This is a genomic window from Streptomyces sp. 2A115 (assembly GCF_052245575.1).
In the GTDB taxonomy this organism is placed as follows: Bacteria; Actinomycetota; Actinomycetes; order Streptomycetales; family Streptomycetaceae; genus Streptomyces.
In genome coordinates, this window is record NZ_JBQQCG010000028.1 from 1 (window position 1) to 21,288 (window position 21,288).

Sequence of the window (21,288 nt, forward strand, 5' to 3'; positions counted from 1 at the left end):
CCCCCCCCCCCCCCCCCCCCCCCCCGCGGCATCATCGTGGTCGTCAGACACGCTGCCACAGGGCCGGAGTGAGGGCGGGCCGCCACGCACCCTGCGCCTGATGCGCCTGCACGCACCGGTACGAGACGCCGTCAAGAGTCACCCGGGCTCCGACCTCGTAGACCCGGCTCGCGGCCCAGCCACCCGTCTGGCCGTCCTGGGGAGCCGGCGTACCGCTCTCCCCCGTGCTGGTCTTGAGGGTGAGGCCGTACGCGCTGAGCAGCGGGTTGATGGGCTGGTAGAAGGTTGTTCCGCCGCTCTCGCAGTCGCCGGAGCCCCCCGACGTGACGCCCTGAGCCTGGGTTCCCGAGACGTACGAGCCGCCGGAGTCGCCCGGCTCCGCGCACACCGTCGTGCGGGTCACGCCGTCTACGGTGCCCTCGTTGTAGTCGACGCTGGTGTCGTGCTGCTCGATCGTTCCGCAGTGCCAGCCGGTGGTGGAACCGGACCGGCAGATCGCGGCGCCCGACAGAGCCTGCGCCGAGCCGGCGGTCTGAACGTTCTTGTCACCCTCCCCCTTGACGTGGGGCGTTGCGGTCCAGTCGCTGTTGACGCCCACCCACGACATGTCCTGACCGGGGAAGACGGCGGCCTGGAAGGTGCCCTGGTCGACCTTGTTGAAGCCGGCGGTCTTGGCGCCCGCCTGCCCGCAGTGGCCGGCCGTGGCGAACCCCTGCTGGTCGCCCTTGGTGACGGCGAATCCCACGGAACAGCGGGCGGTGCCGTCGATGTAGTAGGCGTCACCACCCCGGATGTCGTGCAGGGCGCGAGGCCGTTCCGCCGACACCCTGACGGTGACGAGCCCGCGGTCGACGCGGGCGGCCGCGATGAGCCTGTCCGCGGCGGCACGGCTCGTGGCCTGCACCGTCACCCGGTTGGTCCGCACGTCGACGTACCGAACCGGCGTGTCGAGGGCCTTGCCGGTCACGGCGCCGTCCAGCTTCGCCTTGGCGGCCTTCAGGTCCGCCAGTCCGTTCCTGACGACCACCGCCTTGGCCCCACCGGCCTTGATGGCGGGGACGTTCGCGGCGTCGGTGGTCGCGACGGTCAGGTCGGCGGAGGTCGCCCCGCCCACCCAGGCTCCCGCGAAGTGCTTGCCCAGCGCGTTCTGGAGCCGGCCGGCGCGCGTGCCCGCCTCTGCCTCGTTCACCAGGCGCTTCCTGGCCTGTGTGTCCGTCAGGCGCAGGTCACGCATCAGCGCGTGCAGAACCGCGGACGACGGTTTGTTGGCGCCGAGCGTCTCGGCGGCGGAAGGCGCCGGTGCCGGCGCGGGGGGCTCGACGGCCGCGGCCGCGGGTAGCCCCGTGAGCGCGAGCGCGCCGAGCACGGTCAAGGCGGCACAGCCGGCTCCGGCGTGTCTGTGGACCATCAGGTGTCTCCTCGGTTTCGGTGGCGGGAAGGGCCTCCAAACCCTAGGTTTCGCCGATGAAGACTCAGAAAATGCTTATTTCCTACTAGTTCCGCGCTTTGGGAGACATGAAGGGCCCGCCCGGCGGAGTACAGGATGCCGAGGGACCGACGTATCAGGTAACTGGCGCTCGGCGACCGCCCCGGAGGCAGGACGTCGACGAGGAGAGTCGGCGAGGAGAACTGCCCTTCCTCACGCGGGCTTGAGGCCCGGGTCGCCGGCTTCGGTCACGAAGGACGCGGCGGTCGTGATCGGCGCGCCCGGCTTCGTCACGGCGGTCACGGTCCTGAAGTCGGCCCGCGCCGTCTGCCGGTCCAGTCGGACCCTCACATAGCCGCGCCGCCCGTTGTAGAACTTGAGATGCGGGTTGGCCTTGAGGTAGGTGGCCCAGTTGGGGGGCTTCTCGGCGCCGTCCCTGCCGCTCGCGACAGAGGTGGCGACGATCTCCGTACCCAGGGTCTTGGACTCCGGATCGTCGAAGTCGTCCTTGATGTCGAAGGCGTACCCGACGTGCACGTCCCCGGTCATCACCACCAGGTTCTCCACCCCGGCCGATTTCGCACCGTCGAGGATCCGCCGCCGCGAGGCCCGGTAGCCGTCCCAGGCGTCCATGGACATCTTCGCGTTGGCGTTGAGGTCGAGTTTGCGCTGCGAGAAACAGACTTGTTGCGGCATCACATTCCACAGGGCCTGCGAGTCGCGCCAGCCGTCGATCAGCCAGTTTTCCTGCGCGGCCCCCGTCATCGTGCGCGCCGGGTCGTCCGACTCGGCGCCGACAAGAACGTGTTTGGTGTCCCCGTGCAACTGGTCGGAGCGGTACTGCCGGGTGTCGAGGACGTCGAACTGAGCGAGCCTGCCCCACTGGAGCCGACGGTAGAGCTGCATGTCCGGACCATTGGGCCGCTGTGCGCCGCGCAGCGGCTGGTTCTCCCAGTGCGCCCGGTAGGCGGCGGCGCGACGCAGCAGGAACGCCTCCGGCGGGTCGTTGTTCTCGCTGATGGCGCCCGCGTAGTTGTTCTCGGTCTCGTGGTCGTCCCAGGTGACCACGAAGGGGTGTGCCGCGTGGACCGCCCGCAGGTCCGGGTCGCTCTTGTAAAGGGCGAAGCGCAGCCGGTAGTCCTCCAGGGTCATGGCCTCACGGTTGAAGAGGTCGGGCAGCTTGCGGTCGGTGTAGTTTCGCGCGCCGCCCACGGAGTTCACGGCGTACTCGTACAGGTAGTCGCCGAGATGGAAGACCATGTCGACGTCGTCGTCCTGGGCGAGATGGCGGTGCACCGTGTAGTACCCGTCCGTGTAGGCCTGGCAGGCGACGGCGGCGTAGGTGAGCTTCGCGGCGGCGGCAGTGGTGGCAGGCGCCGTGCGCGTACGGCCCGTCTCGCTGATCCAGGTTCCGGTCTTGAACCGGTAGTAGTAGACACGGTCGGGCTCGAGGCCGTCGACGTCGACGTGCAGGGTGTGGTTGTACTCGGGATAGGCGATGGCGATGCCGCTGCGGGCGGTCTCCCGGAAGCGCTCGTCGGTGGCCACCTCCCACTCGACGACGACGAACTGCCGGGGCAGACCGCCGTCCGGCTCGTACGGGGCGGGGGCGAGCCGGGTCCACAGCAGCACGGAGCCGGGCATCGGGTCTCCGGAGGCGATGCCGAGCGTGAACGGATCGGTGGAGATCTTCGCCGCGTCTAGTTCGGCGGAGCCTGCCGCGCCCCGGGCCGGCAGGTTGGTGGTGAAGGCAAGGGCGGCGGCCGCGGCGGTGACGGTGAAAAAGCGGCGGCGCCCGAAGTGCCGGGCGGCCGCGCGTAGTTGGGGGTCGTGTCCTGAAGCGGTGTACTGCCGCAGAGATCTACGACGGCCTGTCGGGGCCATGGGGCCTCCTCTCGCGGTTGATTGCATGAGGACCGATGTGTCGCGTGCGACAAAGTCGCATGAAGCGAACTTCTGAATGCTAAACAGATAAAGATCACAATCACGGCAGGCGCGAGATCCCGAGAGCGTCGGGGCCGCCTCAGCGACGGCTCCTGCGCGGCGGCCGGCGCCTCGATGGCCAGGCCGGTGCGGTCGACGGGTTCATATACGCGAACCCCAACGACGCGCGGGCATGTGGATGTCCGGGTTCTCGCTGCATACCCCTTGACGCGTTCAGCGCTGCCGATCCAATAATGAGCGTCCACATATCTAAACCATGTTTTCGCTTGTGGACATGGATCCTGATTGCGCTCGGCTCGGGCCTGCCTCACCCACAGGGGCAACTGGTCCGTCGGCAGCGGATTCGTACCTTGAACAGCGCGGAGGAACAGTGATCGGTCCAGGCTCGGTGCGAACTCGTTCGACCGCCCGTCTCCGCCGGGGGCGAACGGCGGGCGCGTTGACGTCCGTCATCGCTCTGCTCGCCGTCTCCGGATGCTCTGTGGCGGGCGCCGACCCCATCGGTGAAGGCCCCGACACCTTGCGCGTCGTCCTGCCCGAGGAGCCACCGACCCTCGAGCCCTGCGACGCCTCACTCACCGCGACGGGCCGGGTGACGCGCGCCAACATCACGGAAGCGCTCACCGAACGCGACGCGTCCACCGGACGACTGGAACAGGCGCTGGCCACCAAGTGGACACGCGCCTCACCCACTTCATGGACCTTCACCCTCCGCGAGGGGGTCAAGTTCCATGACGATTCCCCGCTCACGGCCGCGGCCGCCGCGTTCTCGATCAAGCGCGCCACGGATTCGGACCTCAACTGCAACGTCAACGGATACATCTTCGCGGACAGCAAGGTCACCGCCACGGCGGTCGACGACACGACACTCGAGGTCACCACGGCGAAGCCGGACCCGATCCTTCCCTTGCGCCTGTCCTTCGTCGAGATCGTGCCGACGAGTACGGATCCCAAAGCCAGGGTGCGCAAGCCGATCGGCACCGGGCCGTACCGGATCGACGAATGGAGCCAGGGCCGCTTTCTGCGCCTGAAGCGCTTCCCCGGGTACTGGGGCAAGGCCCCCGAGTACGCCGCGGCCAAGTACGTCTGGCGGGCGGAGGGCAGTGTTCGCGCGGCGATGGTGACGAACGACGAGGCGGATGTCGCGATCGGGCTCGCTCCCGAGGACGGGGCCGGCGACCGGGCGGTCGAGTACGTCACGAACGAGGTCTCGTACCTGCGGATGGACGCCGCGAAGGCGCCTCTTGACGACATCCGGATCCGCCGGGCCATCAACTACGCCATCGACAGGGAAGGACTGGTCACGGCGGTCTTCTCGGGCCGGCCGAGCGGGCAGCTCGTGTCGAAGGGCGTCACCGGACACAACCCGCGTGTCCAACCGTGGCCGTACGACCCTGAGCGCGCCAGGCAACTCGTGGCCCAGGCCCGCGCCGACGGAGTCCCGACCGACACCACCATCACCATCATCGGCCGCAACGGCATCTACCCGAAGGCCGCCGAGGCGATGGAGGTGGTGCAGGACGGCCTGCTCAAGGCCGGACTGAACGTCAAGATCAAGATGCTGGACGTCAATGCCTGGCTGGAGTACCTGCTGCGGCCCTTCCCCACCGGCACCGGCCCCACCCTTCTCCAGGCTCAGCACGGCAACCAGGCAGGAGACGCCGCGTTCACCATGGGACAGATCTACGGCAGCAAGGGTGCCCAGAGCAGTTACGGCACCCCCGAACTCGACGCGCTGACAGAGAAAGGGCAGCTGGCCTCGGGCGACGCGCGGCAGAAGGCGTTCGCGGACGCGTTCGCCCACCAGAACGACAAGGTCGTACGGGACGCCGTGATGGCCAATATGACCGGCATCCTGGCCCTCTCCTCGAGCGTCCGATACCGACCGGACTCGGCCACCAATGACGAGATGCGACTCGCCGACATGCACCGCGCGAACTGAGGGAGGAGCGACCGATGTTCACCATGCTGCGCCGCCGCGCGGTCTCCAGCGTCATCCCCCTGCTGGTCGTGGTCCTCGGAGTGTTCTTCCTGGCCCGCCTCACCGGAGACCCCGCCAATCTGTACCTTCCGCTCAGCGCGACGCCCGAGATGAGGGACGAGTTCTCCGCCCGCAACGGCTTCGACCAACCTCTGTTCACCCAGTTCGGTGACTACCTGGTCCAGATCGCCCACCTCGACTTCGGCGAATCGCTGCGCACCGCCCAGTCGGCGAGCGACGCGGTGCTGCGGGCCTTCCCCGCCACCCTCCAGCTCGCCGGGTGGACGATGCTGCTCGCCATCGTCGGTGCCGTGGTGATCGGCAGCCTCGCGGCGTACCGCCCGAACTCGGCGACCGACCGGGTCGCGAGCTTTCTCTCCTCGACGGCCGCCAGCGTCCCCGACTTCTGGTTCGCCATCATGGGGGTGCTGATCTTCGCGGTGACGCTTGGCTGGCTCCCCACCTCCGGGACGAACGGCGGGGCGGCCTGGATCCTGCCCGTGGCCACCCTGCTCATCCGTCCGTTCGGAGTGCTGGTCCAAGTGGTGCGCGGCGCCATGGTCTCCGCGCTCTCCGCCCCCTACGTCAAGGTGGCGCGCAGCAAGGGCGCTCGCGAGTCGCGGGTGGTTTTCGGGCACGCGCTGCGCAACGCGGCCGCACCGGCGCTCACCGTCGCGGGTGACCTCGCCGTCGGGCTGGTCAACGGGGCCGTCGTCGTCGAGACCATCTTCGGCTGGCCGGGCATCGGCAAGCTCATGATCGACTCAGTTCTTCAGCGTGATTTCGCGGTACTGCAGGCCGCCGTACTGCTGACCGCTCTGGTGATCTTCGCGCTCAACATCCTGGTGGACATCTGTCACGCGCTCCTCGACCCGCGTGTGCGGCAGCGGGCGGCGGCGTGAATCAAGGAAGTGACATGCTCCAGAAGCACATGGACAACGGCCACGAAGACAACGGCCACGAGGACAACGGCAAGGGCGACGGCAAGGACATCGACCCGAGCCCCGGTCCCGGAGCCGACGGGGCGGCGGCGCGGCGGAAGTGGTCCGCCCTGCTGCTCGAGGACCGGTTCGCCACCGCGGCGGCCCTCGTTCTGGTCGTCGTCGCGGTGGGCGCCGTGCTGGGCCCGCTGCTCATCGGGGACCTGGCAACGAGCCAGAACCTGCGCGATCCCAACCGGCCGCCCTTCAGCCTGGATCACGGCTGGGCCTTCGTGTTCGGCAGCGACTCCCTGGGCCGCCCCGTCGCCGCCCGGCTGATAGCCGCGGCCGGGACCACCCTGTCGGTGGCCGTGCCCGCCGTGCTGTGCTCACTCGTCGTCGGCTCGGTGTGGGGCATGTGGGCGGGATATCACGGCGGTTGGCGCGAGAACGTGTCCCTGCGGATCGCCGACGTGATCCTCAGCTTCCCGTCTCTTCTGCTGGCCGTGGTCGTGCTGTACGTCTTCTCGCCGAGCGCCGCCAACATCGTTCTGGTGCTGGCCGTCGCCCGGATCCCCGTATATCTGCGCACCGCGCGGGCCGAGTCCGCCGAACTGCGCAGCCGGCTGTTCATGGACGCGGCCCGCACCTTCGGCACCGGCAGTTGGGCGACCATCCGGCGCCATGTCGCTCCCACGGTGCTGCCCACCCTGCTCACCGTCGCCGCGCTCGACTTCTGCTTCGTGATGCTGACCGAGTCGTCGCTGAGCTTCCTGGGAATCGGCATCCAGCCGCCGGACGTGAGCTGGGGACTGATGGTGGCGCAGGGACGGCAGCAGTTGCAGAGCGCGTGGTGGATCGCGGTCTTCCCCGGCCTCGCCATCGTCATCACGACCGTGTCGGCGACCGTACTCGCCGCCTGGGCCCGGCTCGCGACCGACCCGGGGCAGCGCTGGCGGCACGGGCTGCGGCGCGGCGGCCGACGCCCGTGGCGCCGTGGTCCGGCGACCGGTCGCCGTCCGGCGATCGAACCGGACTCGGCCGTAGCGGGGACGGGGACCGAACCGACCACCACCCTGGCCGGATCGGCCGTCGAACCGGACCCGGCCCCAGCCGGGACAGGCGTCGAACCAGACCCAGCTGAAGCGGGGACGGGCGTCGAACCGACCTTCGCAGGGACGAAGGTCGAGCCGACCCCAACCGCCGCAGGCACAGAGCCCGAACCGACCTCGACCATCCCACCGACGCGGGCCGACACCCTGGCAGTGGACGGTCTGTCGGTCGACATCCGCACCCCCGCCGGACCCGTCCCCGTCGTACGCGGCGTCAGCTTCGCCGTGCGCTCGGGCGAGACGCTGGCCCTGCTGGGCGAGTCCGGCTGCGGCAAGAGCATGACCGCCCATGCCGTCGCCGGTCTGCTCGACCCGGTCGCCGAAGTCGTGGGCGGGCAGGCACGGTTGGACGGTGAGGACCTGCTCGGGCTCGGGGCACGGGCCAGGCGCCGACTCGCGGGACCCGGCCTGGCCATCGTCTTCCAGGACGCGCTCAGCGCACTCAACCCCGTCGTCACGGTCGGGGCACAGCTCGCGGAACCGTTCCGTATCCACGAGAAGGTCTCCCGGCGCGCGGCCAGGGCCAGGGCGGTGGAGCTGATGGAGCGTGTCGGTATCCCGGAGGCGCGCTCACGCGCCAACGCCTACCCGCACCAGTTCTCCGGGGGTATGCGCCAGCGGCTGCTGATCGCGATGGCGGTCGCGCTGCGGCCGAAGGTACTGCTCGCCGACGAGCCCACGACGGCACTGGACGTCACCGTCCAGGCCCAGATCATGGACCTCCTCGCCGAACTGCGCAGCGAGCAGCAGATGGCGCTGGTCCTCATCACCCACGACCTCGGGCTGGTCGCCGAGCACGCGGACCGGGTCGCCGTCATGTACGCGGGTACGGTCGTGGAGACCGGACCGGTGGCCGAGGTGTTCGGCAAGCCACACCACCCGTACACCCGGGGGCTGCTGGAGTCGGTACCGGCCGAGCAGTTCAAGGGCTCCCGGCTGAGCTCCATCCCCGGAAGCCCGCCGGACCCGCGCTCCGTGCCCGCCGGCTGTGCTTTCCGTGCGCGCTGCCCGATGGCCCGCGACCTGTGCGCCACGCACCTGCCGACGCTGGCCGGTACGGGCGCCGACCGCGCCGCCGCCTGCCACTTCGGGAAGGAACTGGCCGATGCCTGAGCCCGGAACGAACGCGATGAACGGAACAGACGACACAAACGGCATGAACAGGACACCCTTGCTGGAGGCCACCGGCCTGGCCAAGAGCTTCACGGTGCCGCGCACGGCGAAGGGCAGCACCAGGCTGCGCGCGCTCGAAGGGGTGGATCTGAGCCTGGCACGCGGGGAGACACTCGGCCTGGTCGGCGAGTCCGGCTGCGGCAAGACCACGCTGGCCAGGGTTCTGCTGATGCTGGAGCGTCCCGACGAGGGCACCGTACGGTTCGAGGGAGTGGACCCGTTCTCGTTGTCGGGTGCCAAGCTGCTCGCCTGGCGCCGCAAGGTTCAGATGGTCTTCCAGGATCCGTTCGGCTCGCTCAACCCCCGGCTGTGCGCGGCGGATCTGATCAGCGAGCCCTGGTTCACCCACCGTGACCTCGTGCCCGGCCCGAAGCGAGCGGCGCGCGTGGGCGAACTGCTGGAGATGGTCGGGCTGCGCGCGTCCGACGCGCGCCGCTACCCGCAGGAGTTCTCCGGAGGGCAGCGGCAGCGGATCGGGATCGCCCGCGCCCTGGCGCTGGAGCCCGATGTCATCGTCTGCGACGAACCCGTCTCCGCGCTGGATCTGTCGGTCCAGGCGCAGGTGCTGAATCTGCTGGGCGATCTGCGGGACGAGCTGGGGCTGTCGTACGTGTTCATCTCGCACGACCTGTCCGTGGTGCGGCACGTCGCCGACCGCGTCGCCGTGATGTACCTGGGCAAGATCGTGGAGACGGGCCCGGCGGAGGAGCTCTTCGAGCAGCCGCGGCACCCCTATACCGCGGCGCTCCTGTCGGCGGCCCCGTCCTTGGCGGCCAGGGGCAAGGCGAAGAGGGAGCGCATCCTGCTCACCGGTGAGATCCCTTCACCGGCCGACCCACCGTCCGGGTGCAGGTTCAGGACCCGGTGCTGGCGTGCGGAGGACGTATGCGCCGAAGCCGTCCCCGCACCGCCGCTCGGAGCACCGCTCCACACGGCGGCATGCCACTTCCCGTTGGAGGAGACGCCCGCAGTCACGGCCGGTCACCGGGCAGGGTCCGCCTGAACAGGCAGGGCCCGCACCTCAGGCGTCTCCATCCGCCGCTTCGGAGCGGGGTGGGAGGCGACTGGTCGCGGGAAGCGGGGCGAGCGGCTGGATGCCGCCCGCCCCGCGCGGGGATGTGCTCGGTCAGGCCGCGGCGGGCTGGGGTTCAGGGACCGCGCGCGTCAGGTGGCCGGTTCGGTGCAGACCGTAGAGGGATCCGGCGCAGGCCAGGCCGAGGACGAGCAACGCCAGCCAGGGCAGCGCGGACATGCCGGCCGACCGGGCGGCGTCGAGGGCGGCTCCGGTGAGGAGGTTGCCCAGGGTGATACCGATGCCGCAGATGGTGTTGTACAGCCCGTAGTGGGTGGCGACGAGCCGGTCACCGGAGAGCCGGACGATGGTGTCCATCTCGAAGGGGTACGCGATCATCGTGCCCAGCGCCAGCAGCAGCGCGGTCAGCGTCGGCGGCACGGCGGCCAGTACCCAGCGCCCGATGCCCTCGGCGGGAACAGGCACGGCCGTCGCCACGAGCAGCGGTACGAACGCCACTCCCATGCTCAACAGTCCCCAGACCAATGCCTGTCCGGGCTCCAGCCGTTCCTTGCACCATGCGGTCACCCGGGTCTGGCCGAAGATCGTGGCCAGGCCGGACGCGGCGAAGAGCAGAGCGACGGCGGCCGTCCCGAACTCCCCTTCGCCGCCCAGGCGTCGTACCTCCAGCGGCAGCGCCAGGTAGACCTGGAAGGACAGGACGTACGAGCCGATCATGGCCACGGAGAAGAAGAGGAACGCGCGGTTGCGCACGATGCTCCGCCACTGCGCCAGCACACTCTCCCGCTTGCCGACGTTCTCGCCGCCGGAGTCGTCCGCCCTGCGGGCCGGGAGTGCCCGGATCTGCACGATGCTCAGCACGGCGAAGATCGCGGCCGAGACAAGGCAGGTGACGCGGAAGTCGAGGCCGGTCAGCAGCATTCCCACCAACGGGCCGAGCAGGATGCCCGCCTGGTAGAAGACGTTGAACAGTGCGAAGGCCTCGACTCGGCGCTCGCCCGCGTCGGCGGCGAGATAGGCGCGTACGGCCGGGTTGAACAGCGCCCCCGCGAAGCCGGTGGCCGCCGAGGCCGCGAGCAGCGCGGGAACCGAGTCGACCAGACCGAGCGTGGCGAAGCCGAGGGTGCGCAGCACGCACCCGGCGACGATCAGCGGCTTGTAGCCGAACCGGTCGGCGAGGGTGCCGCCGATCAGGAACATGCCCTGCTGGCTGAAGTTCCGTACGCCCAGGACCAATCCGACGAGCCAGCCGGCCATGCCGAGGGTGCCGGACATGTGCTGGGCCAGGTACGGCATCAGCATGTAGAAGCCGAGGTTGATGGTGAACTGGTTCACCAGGAGCAGTTGGACGCTCCGGTCGTACGAGCGGGCCTGTGCGAGTGTCGTCCTCACCGCGCACCCTCTTCCGCACCGGCCGACGCGCTGGTCGCCGCGCCGGTCGTCTCCGCCAGCGGGGAGAGCGGGTCACTGACCGTCGCGCAGCGGGTCCAACGAGTGAACTCCTTCTCGTCGGGGCGTCCCACGACCTCCGGTTCGGGTGCCGGGGGCAGGCCCGACAGTCCGTGTTCGACGCAGTAGGCGTCGTCGTAGATCGTCTCCAGATAGCGCTGGGGCCCGTCGGGGAAGATCGCCGCGATCCGGGTGCTCCGAGGCGTCGTACGGGCGAGCCAGCCCGCCACCAGCGCCACCGCGCCGACGCTCCAGCCTCCCGTGGCGTAGTGCGAGGTGGCCAACTGCCTGCAGGCCCAGACGGATTCGGCGGGCGCCACCCAGTGCACCTCACTGAAGTTCTCGTACGCGACGTTGCGCGGATAGATGCTGGAGCCGAGTCCGCGCATGAGGCGGGGCCGGGCGGGCTGGCCGAAGATGGTCGAGCCGACGGTGTCGACGCCCACCAGTCGCAGCCCGGGGTACAGCTGACGCAGAACGCGCGAGATGCCTGCCGAGTGGCCGCCGGTGCCGACGCTGCAGACCAGTATGTCGATGTGGCCCATCTGCGAGGCGAGTTCGAGGGCGAGCGGAGTGTAGGCGGTGACGTTGTCGGGGTTGCTGTACTGGTCGGGACACCAGGCGCCGGGCTGCTGGGCCAGCAGTTCGGTGACCCGGTCCCGGCGGGCCTGTTGCCAGCCTCCGGTCGAGTGCGGCTCGGGCACCATGTCGACGGTGGCGCCGTACGCGGTGAGCAGGCGGGTCATGGACGGTTCGAGGCCGGGGTCGGTGACGAGGGTGACGGGGTGTCCGTAGACCATTCCGGCCAGGGCCAGGCCGAGGCCGAGGGTGCCGCTGGTCGACTCGATGATCGGGTCTCCGGGCCGCAAGTCCCCCCGCGTGCGGGCCCGTTCGACCATGTGCAGTCCCGGGCGGTCCTTGATGCCACCGGGGTTGAAGCCCTCCAGTTTCGCCCAGAAGCCGCGGTCGGGCGGAGTGAAGGGCTGGGACACATGCAGAACGGGGGTGTTGCCGACGAGCCCTTGGAGGCTGGATCCGGCGGGGATGGAATCACTCATGGTCAGGGAGTGCATCGATTCGCTCTCATTCGGTTGATGCGTGCGGATGCTCATCTCGCGCGCCGCCTGCAAGGCAGGGCGCGCGCGGCGGATCGGACGGGGCCGACCGCCGACCGGCGGCTATATGCGCCACCGGCAGATGGCGATGAGAGCGGGCCGGCCACCCGTGAGCGGCAGTCTTCGTGACGCGTTGGAGGGGGCGAGCGTGAACGTGCCCGTCGGCGGCGCGGCGGTGAGGTTGGGCGGTAGCACGCGAGCGGACGACGGTGAGAACGCGACGGATCCAGGACCAGGGTCATGACACTGGTCCGGGGATTCGGCGGCCTCGAGGATGTCCTCCTTGAAGCTCTCCAGCGGTAACGGGACGTCATGCGACGCATCGGCCGAGCGGCCGTACGACTGTTCCGAGACGTAGAGCTGATCGCCGAAGCAGGCCGGCGCCAGGAACAGCAGGACGAGATACAGCGTGGTGCGGACGGCTCCGACCTTCAGGATCTTCCGGAGCGATCCGGCCCAGGGGGCAGAGACAGAAGCCCGGGAGGCAGGAGCAGAAGGCGAGGCAGGGCAAGGCGGCACAGATCCTCCGCGCGGTGACTGCCCTGGCCGGAACACTCACGGCGCGGGGCAGCGATCAGTGGGGCGTGGTGGAACGAGTCGTCGACCATCCCCGCGTCGCACCGTGGAACGCCACGCGCAGGAGGTCAGACGCCGTGAACCGATCGCCACGGAGGCGGGCGGCACGACCTCGGCTTCGAGCCGAGTCGGCCGGTCCCCGTAACGTGTCGACCGGTTCCGGAGGCGCTGACCTAGATCCGCAGAACCGCGGTCTGAGCCGCGTGCGCTATGGGGGCCGCGAGGTCCCTCGCCGCGGAGTGACGGGCGTGCGCCGACACGGCCGTACCGTCACCCGCGTCCGAACTCGAATTCAGCAGCCAGAGGCAGGGCATCCCCACATCAGGACCCTGCGGAGGCTGCGCCAGCGCGCAGTCCTCCCCGGCGGGATGCACCCCGTGCCCATCGTGGCGCGACTCCGAGGAGTCATCCGCAGACAGCTCGTGCGTGGCACTCGCAACCTTCTCGGATTCGACCTGGGGCTCAGGGAGGACGTCGCACTCCGAGACGGGCTTCCCCGAAGTGAGGTGACCCACAGTGGCATTGGGGCTGGCCGCGTGCGTATACAGCAGACCTACGAGGAGCAGGCAAAGGCCCAGCACACGCCACAGAGCCGCTGCTGAGCGGCTCCGTCGCACACCGGAGGGTGACCAGGCCGTAATCACGCCGTGATGCTAACCCGATTCGTAGTCCGCCTGCATTTCGAACCGCCAGAACACGGCGTGATCAAGCCATAAGCGGGAGCACGTGCCACCCGGTAGGCCCAACCGCCCGGAAGGAAAGGGCACTTCACCGATTGCAAACAGATCGGCCGGCATCGACGAAGGCACAGAAACGGTGGGCCGACAGGACCTCGCCCCGGTCGACCCACCGTTGTTTGATGATGTGTCAGCTCTTGCCGAGCATCTTGTTCATCTGCTCGATCTCGGCGGTCTGGGCCGTGATCACGTCGTCCGCGAGCTTGGTGGCGGGACCGTGTTCGCCGTTGGCCTTCTCGGTCTTGGCCATTTTCACGGCGCCCTCGTGGTGCTCGACCATCATCTCGAGGAACATCTTGTCGAACTCGGCCCCGGAGGCCTTCTCCATCTTGTCCATGTCCTCGGTGCTCATCATGCCGGGCATGGACGACATGTCACCCATGTCGTGGCCCTCCATGCCGGACATGTCCGCGGGGACGTCCTCGCCCCAGGACTTGAGCCAGCCGGACATGGTCTTGATCTCCGGGTCCTGCGCGCCCTTGATCTTCGTGGCGAGGTCCTTGACCTCCTTCGAGGAGGCACGACTGTCGGCCATTTCGGCCATGTCGACGGCCTGACGGTGGTGGAGGATCATCTCTGTGGCGAAGGCGACGTCCGCGTCGTTGTAGTCGCCGGTCTTGGCCGGCGCGGTCGCGGACGGCGAGTCGGACTCGGAGTCGGACCCCATGGATCCCATGTCGTGGCCGCCCCCGCCGCACGCGGACAGCACGAGGGCGGCCGTCGCGGTCGCGGCGGCCAGGGCGGTACGGCGGATGAACCTGCGGTGTGCGGTCATGGTTGAGCTCCTGGTGTGGATCGGTGAAGGGCATGCCGAAGACGTGGCGCCGCGCCCAGGTGGGCGTATGGCGTCGCGCGGGCCGCTCTAGATCCGCAGGAGCTGGAGTTCGGAGAGTGAGGGCGGCGCCCGGCCGCCGTCGGGACCGCTGCCGGTCGGGGAGGTACGCGCGTCCGGCACCCCGGCGGGGGCCGCCACGTCGGGCAGCATGACCGGCATCACGGCGGGAGACCCGGCGACAGACGCGGTGACACAGGTCGGATCCGCGTGATCGGAGTGCCCCGGGCAGCCGCCCTCGCCGTGATCGCACGGGTCCGGCACCGACACCGTGACACCCATCGGCGCGGCCGCCGCCACCGTCGGGCCATGTCCGGAGCCCGCGGAGGCCGCCGGGTCCGGTCCGAGGGCGTGCATGCCGATCAGACCCAGCAACAGAGCGCACACGAGCAGCCCACAGGACCGCAACGGGGATTGCGGCCGAGCGAGCTGATCAAGGCGTGTCACGACCTCATCGTATGCACACGCCCGTGTCCATACCGGCCGGGCACCCCTCCACCCCGCTCACTCACGGTGCTCGCTCACCCGTCAGCTGGCCGTACGGCGGATGCGACCCTCGTAGCGCTTTTCCAGTTCCAGGTTGCCCTCGAACCCGCCGGGCACGTTGGCCGAGACGTAGACCGGCGGACGCACGCCGGCGGTGAGCAGGAGAGCGGCGGTTTCGGCCACGGCCATCTGGACGAGCATCACCCCGGTCAGGGTGGACAGTGCGCAGACGGAGCCGCCACCGGGGAGTTCGAGGAGTGCGTCGCCGCGCGGCGCGGCGTTGTCCAGGACCACGTCGGCGATGTCGGCGAGCTTCTTGCCGCTGGGGTGGGAGGCGGCGACGGCCCGGGTGTGGCTCAACGAGGTGATGGCCACGACTCGGTGGCCGTGGCCTTTGGCGCGCAGTGCCATCTCCACGATCACATTGTTGACACCGGAGTTGGAGATGATGACGAACAGGTCCTCCGGCCGTGGCGCGGCGAGGTCGTAGAGCCGATCGGCGACACCTGGCTCGCGCTCCAGCAGCGGATCGGCGAGGACGCTCGGATCGTCGCCGCCGTACAGGACGAGGTCGGCGATGCTCAGCCGGTTGGTGGGCACCAGTCCCCCGGCGCGTCCGGCGAGTTCGAGGACCAGGGCCTGGGAGTGCCCGGTGCCGAACGCGTGGATGACGCCGCCCGCACTCACACAGTGGGCCATCAGCTCGGCGGCCCGCCTCACCTCGTCCCGGGCGGATTCGGTGATGCGGTTCAGGACGTCCAGGCCCTCGCGCGCAAACCCGTTGGCGTTCACAGAGTCGACGGACACGCGGCACTCCCCACCGGTGGATGAAACCACCATCCTTTGCGAGCTTACTTGAATGAATAAATCACACGTCGCGAACGGCATGCAACGCCGGACTGATCGACGCCCGACCGTTGCCCGGGTGGCCGTCCGGCATCGACACTGGTCGGTCCTGCGATTCAATCTTCAAGATGATCGGTGGCTGCTACATTCTCAGTGCCACACGAACCGCCGCACATCAGCCACCGAGGAGATCGGGTACCCCATGGAACGGACCGGCGTCGGCAGCGGAATGCCCCCGACGGACGTCACCACACTGATCCGTACCGAACTGCCCCGACTGGCCGGGTCCCTCCGGAAGGTGGGCGAGCTCATCCTCGAGGACCCCGCGGCCGTCACCCACTCCTCCGCCGCCGAGCTGGGACGCCGCACCGGCACGTCGCAGGCCACGGTGACGCGGTTCTGCCGCGCCATCGGTCTCGACTCCTATCAGCACCTGCTGATCGAGCTGGCCCAGGAGCGCGGACGCGGCGAGGTGTCGGACTGGGGCAGTGCCGAGATCGGCCCGGACATCTCCCCGGACGACGATCTCGAACGTGTCGTCACGGTCGTCGGCAGCGCGGACCTGCGCGCGGTCCAGCAGACGATCGACCGGATGGACTTCGACGCCCTGGAACGCGCGGCCCAGGCCGTCGCGCGCGCACGGCGCATCGACGTCTACGGCGTCGGCGGCAGCGGAGCGGTGGCTCTGGAGACCGAGGTACGGCTCTTCCGCATCGGCTGCTCGGTGCGCGGATGGAACGAGGTGCACGCGGCGGCGACCTCCGCGGCGCTGCTCACCCCGGCGGACGTCGCCATCGGCATCTCGCACTCCGGGGCGACCCGCGAGACCATCGAACCCTTCGAGGGCGCCAAACAGCGCGGCGCCACCACCGTGGCGATCACCGCCGACCCCAAGTCGCCGCTCGCGCGGGCCGCGGACGTCCGGCTCATCTCCTCCTCGTCGGAGACCAGCTTCCGCACCGAAAGCATCGGCGCCCGGCACTCCGTGCTGTTGCTCATCGACTGCCTCTACGTACGGGTCGCCCAGCTGTCGTACCAGCGGGCGAGCGCCTCGCTGGCGCTGACCGACCACATCGCCGGGCAGCACTCGGTGAAGTCACGCCGGACCCGCTGAAACCCGGACCCGCTGAAGTCCGTCCGCACCCGCTGAGATCCACCCGCACTCGCCGCTCCGCCCGGCATCGAGCCGCCCAGCTCCCGCTGGGCGGCTTTCGCATGCCCGCCACCCCTGCCCGCCACCGCGCGGACAAACGACTTCTGCATAGATGAACCACCGAAAAACACGTGAGTGGTTGTTTGAACCAACCGGACAGTGCCACGATGGGTCCCCGCCGATCACCTCGTAGGAGACCCATGCGCGTCACCTCAGCCGAGTCGACCGAGCTCTTCGTCGGCACCCGTGAGCGTCCGTCGCAGGTGCTCGTCGCCGAGATCAGTCACGTTCCCGGCCGAACCGTCCACCTCACCGCCGCGGGCCCGGGCGTCCGCAGCGACGGGGAGATCCGCGCGACCGTCGACGACGCCGGGACCGTACGCGCCGAGATACCCATGACCGGCGGCCTCGCCCCGGGCGACCGGTGCCGGGTGACGGTCACCGCGCGGGACGCGGCCGATCCGACGCGGTCAGCCGAGCTGGCCTGTGACTTCGTCGCCGCCGAGCCGGGCTGGACGATGTTCATGGTCAGCCACTTCCACTACGACCCCGTCTGGTGGAACACCCAGGCCGCGTACACCGAGACCTGGGACGTCGCCGACGACCCGGCGTCCAGCGGTCTGCCCGCGCGCACCTTCGACTCCCGTGGCCAGTCCGGGATGAGTCTCGTACGGGCGCACTGCGACCTGGCGCGGCGCGATCCGGCGTACCGCTTCGTGCTCGCGGAAGTCGACTATCTCAAGCCGTACTGGGACTCCTTCCCGGAGGAGCGCGCCTTTCTGCGGGAGCTGCTGCGTACCGGCCGGGTCGAGGTCATGGGCGGCACGTACAACGAGCCCAACACGAACCTCACCGGCGCCGAGGCAACGATCCGCAACGCCGTATACGGGGACGGCTTCCAGCGCGGCGTCATGGGGGCGTCGCCGGAGACGGCCTGGCAATTGGACGCCTTCGGGCACGACCCGCAGTTCCCCGGGCTGATGGCGGACGCGGGGCTGTCCTCCAGTTCGTGGGCGCGCGGCCCCTTCCACCAGTGGGGGCCGACCCTCTCCGTCTTCGGTGAGGAGCCCCGGGATCCGCAGCGGATGCAGTTCCCCGCGGAGTTCTGCTGGATCGCTCCGTCGGGGCGCGGGCTGCTGACCGCGTACATGGTCAACCACTACGGCGCGGGCTGGGCCATCGACAACGCGCCGACGCTGCGCGAGGCGGAGGCAGCCGCGTTCAAGCTGTTCAAGGGGCTCAAGCAGGTCGCGCTCACGCGCAACGTGCTGCTGCCGGTCGGCGGGGACTACGCGCCGCCGTGCCGCTGGGTCATGGACATCCACCGCGACTGGAACGACCGTTACGTCTGGCCACGCTTCATCAGTGCCGTGCCGCGCGACTTCTTCGCCGCCGTGTGGGCCGAGCTGGACGCCGACGGGCGCAAGGCCTCGCCGCAGACCCGGGACATGAACCCGGTCTACACCGGCAAGGACGTCTCGTACATCGACACCAAGCAGGCCCAGCGGTACGGCGAGACACTGCTCGCGGACGCCGAGGCCTGGGCGACGCTCGCCTCGCTCGTCACGGGTCACGCATATCCGGACGCGGCCCTCGACAAGGCCTGGCGACAGCTGATCTACGGCGCCCACCACGACGCCATCACGGGTTCGGAGTCCGACCAGGTCTACATCGACCTGATGACCGGCTGGCGCGAACTGGCCGACCTCGCCGAGACCGTGCGCGGCGATGCGACCGACGCCCTTGCCCATCACGTGACCCCGCTGCCCGGCGGCGGCCCGGACCTGGTCGTCTTCAACTCCGCCACCTGGAAGCGACGCGACGTACTGACCGTCGACGACCCCGGGCTCGTACCACTCGACGACACCGGCCTGCCGCTGCCCGCCGTGCGGGAGGACGGCGAGCTGCGCGTGGTCGTACCGCGGGTGCCCGGCATGGGGCTGAAGGCGCTCCCGCTCGCGCGGGGCACCGTCTCCGAGTGGACGCCGGGCGAAGGCACCACGATCCGCAACGAGTTCTACGAGCTGACCGTCGACCCGGAGCGCGGCGGCGGGGTCAGTCGGCTGCGCGCGCTCACAGAGGGCGTACGGGACCTGCTGCGTGCCGGCGACATCGGCAACGAACTCGTCGTGCAGGAGGAGTACCCGAGGCACCCGCGCTTCGGCGAAGGCCCCTGGCATCTCACCCCGACCGGCACGACCACCGCCCGCAGCCGTGATGTGACAGCTCAGGCGAATGTGGAACACTCCCCGGCCGGCTCCCGCGTCACCGTCACCGCCGACCTCGGCCTGTTCCGGTACACGCAGCGGCTGTGCCTGTGGAAGGGGGTCGCGCGCCTGGACCTGTCCACCACCATCGACGGCTACGACGGGGCGGACCGGCTGATCCGGGTCCGCTGGCCGTCCGACGTGCGGGGCGGGCTGCCGGTGCACGAGGTGGCCGACGCCGTCATCGGGCGCGGGTTCGGGTTCGTGGAGGTGGACAGCGAGCGGTTCCCCTGGACGCTGGACAACCCGGCCAACACCTGGTTCGGGCTCGGGTCCACGGCCCGCGCCGAGATCCGGGACGACACGGGGACGCTCCTCGGCCACCGTTCGATCGGCGTCGCCGAACTCGTCTACGCCTCCTGGGACGACGCCGGCGAACTCGGCACCCCGCTCGCGGCGGCCCTGGTCCGCGCGGGCGTCACCGCGACCTCGACGATCGCCGACGGGCCCCGCTACGGGGACCTGGAGGTCGACTCCAACCTGCCCGACATCCGCATCGCTGTCGGCGCCCCCGACCGCAACGCCGTCGTCGCCGAAGCGCTCAGCTGGGATCCCGCCGCCGGACGCGAGCTACGGCGGCAGCTGGCCGAGCGGGGCGTGGCGGCCGTGTGGGTCGCGCCGCGCGCGAGCCTGCGCGAGGAGTGGGTGCCCGGAGCCGACCTCCGCGACCTCGAACGGCTGCCGCTGCTCGTGGTGGCGGGCGCCCGCCCGGAGGACGACGCCAAAGCGGTCGACGCCCTGGTGGCCGACCTGGACGACGCGGTCCTGGAGGCCACGGCGGCCGGCGGCGGCGAGGCCCTGCCGCCCGGTGACGCATGGGACGGCCGCAGCTTCGCCGTCCTCAACCGCGGCACGCCCGGCTGCGTGGTCACCTCTTCGGGCGACCTCTACATGTCCCTCATGCGCTCCTGCACCGGCTGGCCCTCGGGCATCTGGGTCGACCCGCCTCGCCGTACCGCTCCCGACGGCTCGGCCTTCCAACTCCAGCGGTGGTCGCACACCTTCGAGTACGCCGTGGTGGGCGGCGAGGGCGACTGGCGCGAGCTGGGGTTGCCCAGGACCGGCCACGAGTACAACCATCCGCTCACCGCACGTCTGCGCGACGGCGGCGAATCCGGGCCGGGCCCGGTCCTGCCGAGGCAGGCGACTCTCCTCGCGCTCGAACCCGAGGGTGAGGTGCTGCTCGACGCGCTCAAGCCGCTCGGCTCCCCGCTCGCCAGAAGCAGCGTGGCTCCGGCGGACCCGGGGCGCGGTGTCGTCGTTCGGATGCACGAGGTGTCCGGGCGGCCGGTCCGGGCCCGCGTGCGCGGACCACGGGCGTGGACGACCGGAGCCCGCGCCGACGTCGTGGAGACACCGGGCGCGCCGCTGGCCCCGGACGAGGACGGGGTTCTCGACGTCGGCCTGACCGGATTCGAGGTCGCGACGGTGCTGGCGACCCCCGAGGACATGCCCGAGGGCACGGCCACACCCACCGGCCCCGGCGTCGCCGCACACGAGCCCGCGCAGCCCGTCCACACCCGGTACTGGCTGCACAACTCCGGCCCCGCCCCGCGCGGCAACATGCCCGTGGCGGTGTACGTCTCACCGGCCGCGCTCACCCTGCCGCCCGGACGACCCGTGACCGCGACGGTCCGCGTCAGCTCGGAGCTCACCGACGCTCCGGTGTCGGGCACCGTCGCCCTGCGAGTGCCGCCCGGCTGGTCCGCCCATCCCGCCGAACTGCCGTACGCGCTGGGGCCCGGCGGATTCACCCTCGCCGAGGTCACCGTCACGCCCACGCCCGACGCCGCGCCCGGCCGGCACTGGCTCGCCGCGCGGCTGTCGTACGGCGGTCAGACGTACGAGGACGTCGTCGCCCTCGACGTGCCGGGCACCGTCCCGGAGGGCGAGCCCGACGGGCGTACGGGCCCAACTCTCGTAGCCCGGCCGGGAGTCGAGCGGATCAGCGTGCGCGCGGGCGAGCGGAGCCGGGTTCCGGTGACCGTGCACAACACCACCCGCGGTCCGGTCGGCGGCACCCTGTGGGCCGTGTCGTCGTGGGGCACCTGGGCCGGGGTGGCCCCGGGCTGCCAGGGCTTCAGCGTGGCCGCCGGGGAACGGCTGGAGTGCGCGATCGAGGTGGACGGCCGGGCGGTGCCACCGGGCTCGTACTGGCTGCTGGTGAAGACCGCCTGGCACGGCAACGTCGCCTACACCGAGGCCATACCCATGGAGGTGATGCCGTGAGCGACCAGG

13 protein-coding genes and 1 pseudogene are annotated in these 21,288 nt (G+C 70.3%); 7 read left to right on the forward strand and 7 right to left on the reverse strand.

Annotated elements, in window-relative coordinates; genetic code table 11:
- Positions 1-43: 43 nt before the first annotated feature.
- The gene (locus ACTWQR_RS24055; protein ID WP_443229213.1) at positions 44-1,408 is read right to left on the reverse strand and encodes an alpha-lytic protease prodomain-containing protein; all 1,365 of its coding nucleotides are present in this window, start codon (positions 1,406-1,408) and stop codon (positions 44-46) included.
- 231 nt (positions 1,409-1,639) lie between these two features.
- Positions 1,640-3,310, reverse strand: coding sequence for an alkaline phosphatase D family protein (locus ACTWQR_RS24060; protein ID WP_443229214.1), 1,671 nt, complete (start codon positions 3,308-3,310; stop codon positions 1,640-1,642).
- A 499-nt stretch (positions 3,311-3,809) separates the two neighbouring features.
- Between ACTWQR_RS24060 and ACTWQR_RS24065 the strand changes: the two genes are divergently transcribed.
- From ACTWQR_RS24065 to ACTWQR_RS24085, 5 genes and pseudogenes are all read left to right on the forward strand, one after another.
- Entirely contained in the window at positions 3,810-5,312 is a 1,503-nt protein-coding gene (locus ACTWQR_RS24065; protein WP_443229215.1) for an ABC transporter substrate-binding protein, read from the forward strand.
- Positions 5,313-5,326: 14 nt separating this feature from the next.
- Positions 5,327-6,253 (forward strand): ABC transporter permease, encoded by a 927-nt coding sequence (locus ACTWQR_RS24070; RefSeq protein ID WP_443229216.1) that lies wholly within the window; start codon positions 5,327-5,329, stop codon positions 6,251-6,253.
- 29 nt (positions 6,254-6,282) lie between these two features.
- Positions 6,283-7,203: pseudogene (locus ACTWQR_RS24075) on the forward strand (ABC transporter permease); the annotation flags it as partial.
- 303 nt (positions 7,204-7,506) lie between these two features.
- Positions 7,507-8,496: an ABC transporter ATP-binding protein gene (locus ACTWQR_RS24080; protein WP_443229316.1), complete on the forward strand. Its 990-nt coding sequence runs from the start codon at positions 7,507-7,509 to the stop codon at positions 8,494-8,496.
- Between the two features lie 43 nt (positions 8,497-8,539).
- On the forward strand, positions 8,540-9,559 hold the full coding sequence (locus ACTWQR_RS24085; RefSeq protein WP_443229217.1) for an ABC transporter ATP-binding protein: 1,020 nt from the start codon (positions 8,540-8,542) through the stop codon (positions 9,557-9,559).
- Positions 9,560-9,682: 123 nt separating this feature from the next.
- Here the strand turns inward: ACTWQR_RS24085 and ACTWQR_RS24090 are convergent, their stop codons facing one another.
- The 5 genes from ACTWQR_RS24090 to ACTWQR_RS24110 all read right to left on the reverse strand — a co-directional run bounded on the left by ACTWQR_RS24090 (position 9,683) and on the right by ACTWQR_RS24110 (position 15,591).
- Positions 9,683-10,981 (reverse strand): MDR family MFS transporter, encoded by a 1,299-nt coding sequence (locus tag ACTWQR_RS24090; protein ID WP_443229218.1) that lies wholly within the window; start codon positions 10,979-10,981, stop codon positions 9,683-9,685.
- On the reverse strand, positions 10,978-12,111 hold the full coding sequence (locus tag ACTWQR_RS24095) for a PLP-dependent cysteine synthase family protein (RefSeq protein WP_443229219.1): 1,134 nt from the start codon (positions 12,109-12,111) through the stop codon (positions 10,978-10,980). Before ACTWQR_RS24095 ends, ACTWQR_RS24090 begins: the two co-directional genes overlap by 4 nt.
- A 1,485-nt stretch (positions 12,112-13,596) precedes the next feature.
- Positions 13,597-14,241, reverse strand: a complete 645-nt coding sequence (locus ACTWQR_RS24100) for a DUF305 domain-containing protein (RefSeq protein WP_443229220.1) — start codon at positions 14,239-14,241, stop codon at positions 13,597-13,599.
- Between the two features lie 87 nt (positions 14,242-14,328).
- Positions 14,329-14,745: a DUF6153 family protein gene (locus ACTWQR_RS24105; RefSeq protein WP_443229221.1), complete on the reverse strand. Its 417-nt coding sequence runs from the start codon at positions 14,743-14,745 to the stop codon at positions 14,329-14,331.
- 81 nt (positions 14,746-14,826) lie between these two features.
- On the reverse strand, positions 14,827-15,591 hold the full coding sequence (locus tag ACTWQR_RS24110) for a sugar isomerase domain-containing protein (RefSeq protein WP_443229222.1): 765 nt from the start codon (positions 15,589-15,591) through the stop codon (positions 14,827-14,829).
- A 268-nt stretch (positions 15,592-15,859) separates the two neighbouring features.
- Between ACTWQR_RS24110 and ACTWQR_RS24115 the strand changes: the two genes are divergently transcribed.
- Complete coding sequence (locus tag ACTWQR_RS24115) at positions 15,860-16,744, forward strand: MurR/RpiR family transcriptional regulator (protein ID WP_443229317.1); 885 nt, start codon at positions 15,860-15,862, stop codon at positions 16,742-16,744.
- A 239-nt stretch (positions 16,745-16,983) separates the two neighbouring features.
- Complete coding sequence (locus tag ACTWQR_RS24120; RefSeq protein WP_443229223.1) at positions 16,984-21,279, forward strand: glycoside hydrolase family 38 N-terminal domain-containing protein; 4,296 nt, start codon at positions 16,984-16,986, stop codon at positions 21,277-21,279.
- The last annotated feature ends 9 nt before the right edge of the window (positions 21,280-21,288 follow it).

Excerpts from the sequence above, each read along its gene's own strand:
- ACTWQR_RS24095 (WP_443229219.1), bottom strand. The coding sequence starts at position 12,111 with ATGCACTCCCTGACCATGAGTGATTCCATCCCCGCCGGATCCAGCCTC.
- ACTWQR_RS24060 (WP_443229214.1), bottom strand. The coding sequence starts at position 3,310 with ATGGCCCCGACAGGCCGTCGTAGATCTCTGCGGCAGTACACCGCTTCA.
- ACTWQR_RS24085 (WP_443229217.1), top strand. The coding sequence starts at position 8,540 with ATGAACAGGACACCCTTGCTGGAGGCCACCGGCCTGGCCAAGAGCTTC.
- ACTWQR_RS24070 (WP_443229216.1), top strand. The coding sequence starts at position 5,327 with ATGTTCACCATGCTGCGCCGCCGCGCGGTCTCCAGCGTCATCCCCCTG.
- ACTWQR_RS24115 (WP_443229317.1), top strand. The coding sequence starts at position 15,860 with ATGCCCCCGACGGACGTCACCACACTGATCCGTACCGAACTGCCCCGA.
- ACTWQR_RS24100 (WP_443229220.1), bottom strand. The coding sequence starts at position 14,241 with ATGACCGCACACCGCAGGTTCATCCGCCGTACCGCCCTGGCCGCCGCG.
- ACTWQR_RS24120 (WP_443229223.1), top strand. The coding sequence starts at position 16,984 with ATGCGCGTCACCTCAGCCGAGTCGACCGAGCTCTTCGTCGGCACCCGT.
- ACTWQR_RS24055 (WP_443229213.1), bottom strand. The coding sequence starts at position 1,408 with ATGGTCCACAGACACGCCGGAGCCGGCTGTGCCGCCTTGACCGTGCTC.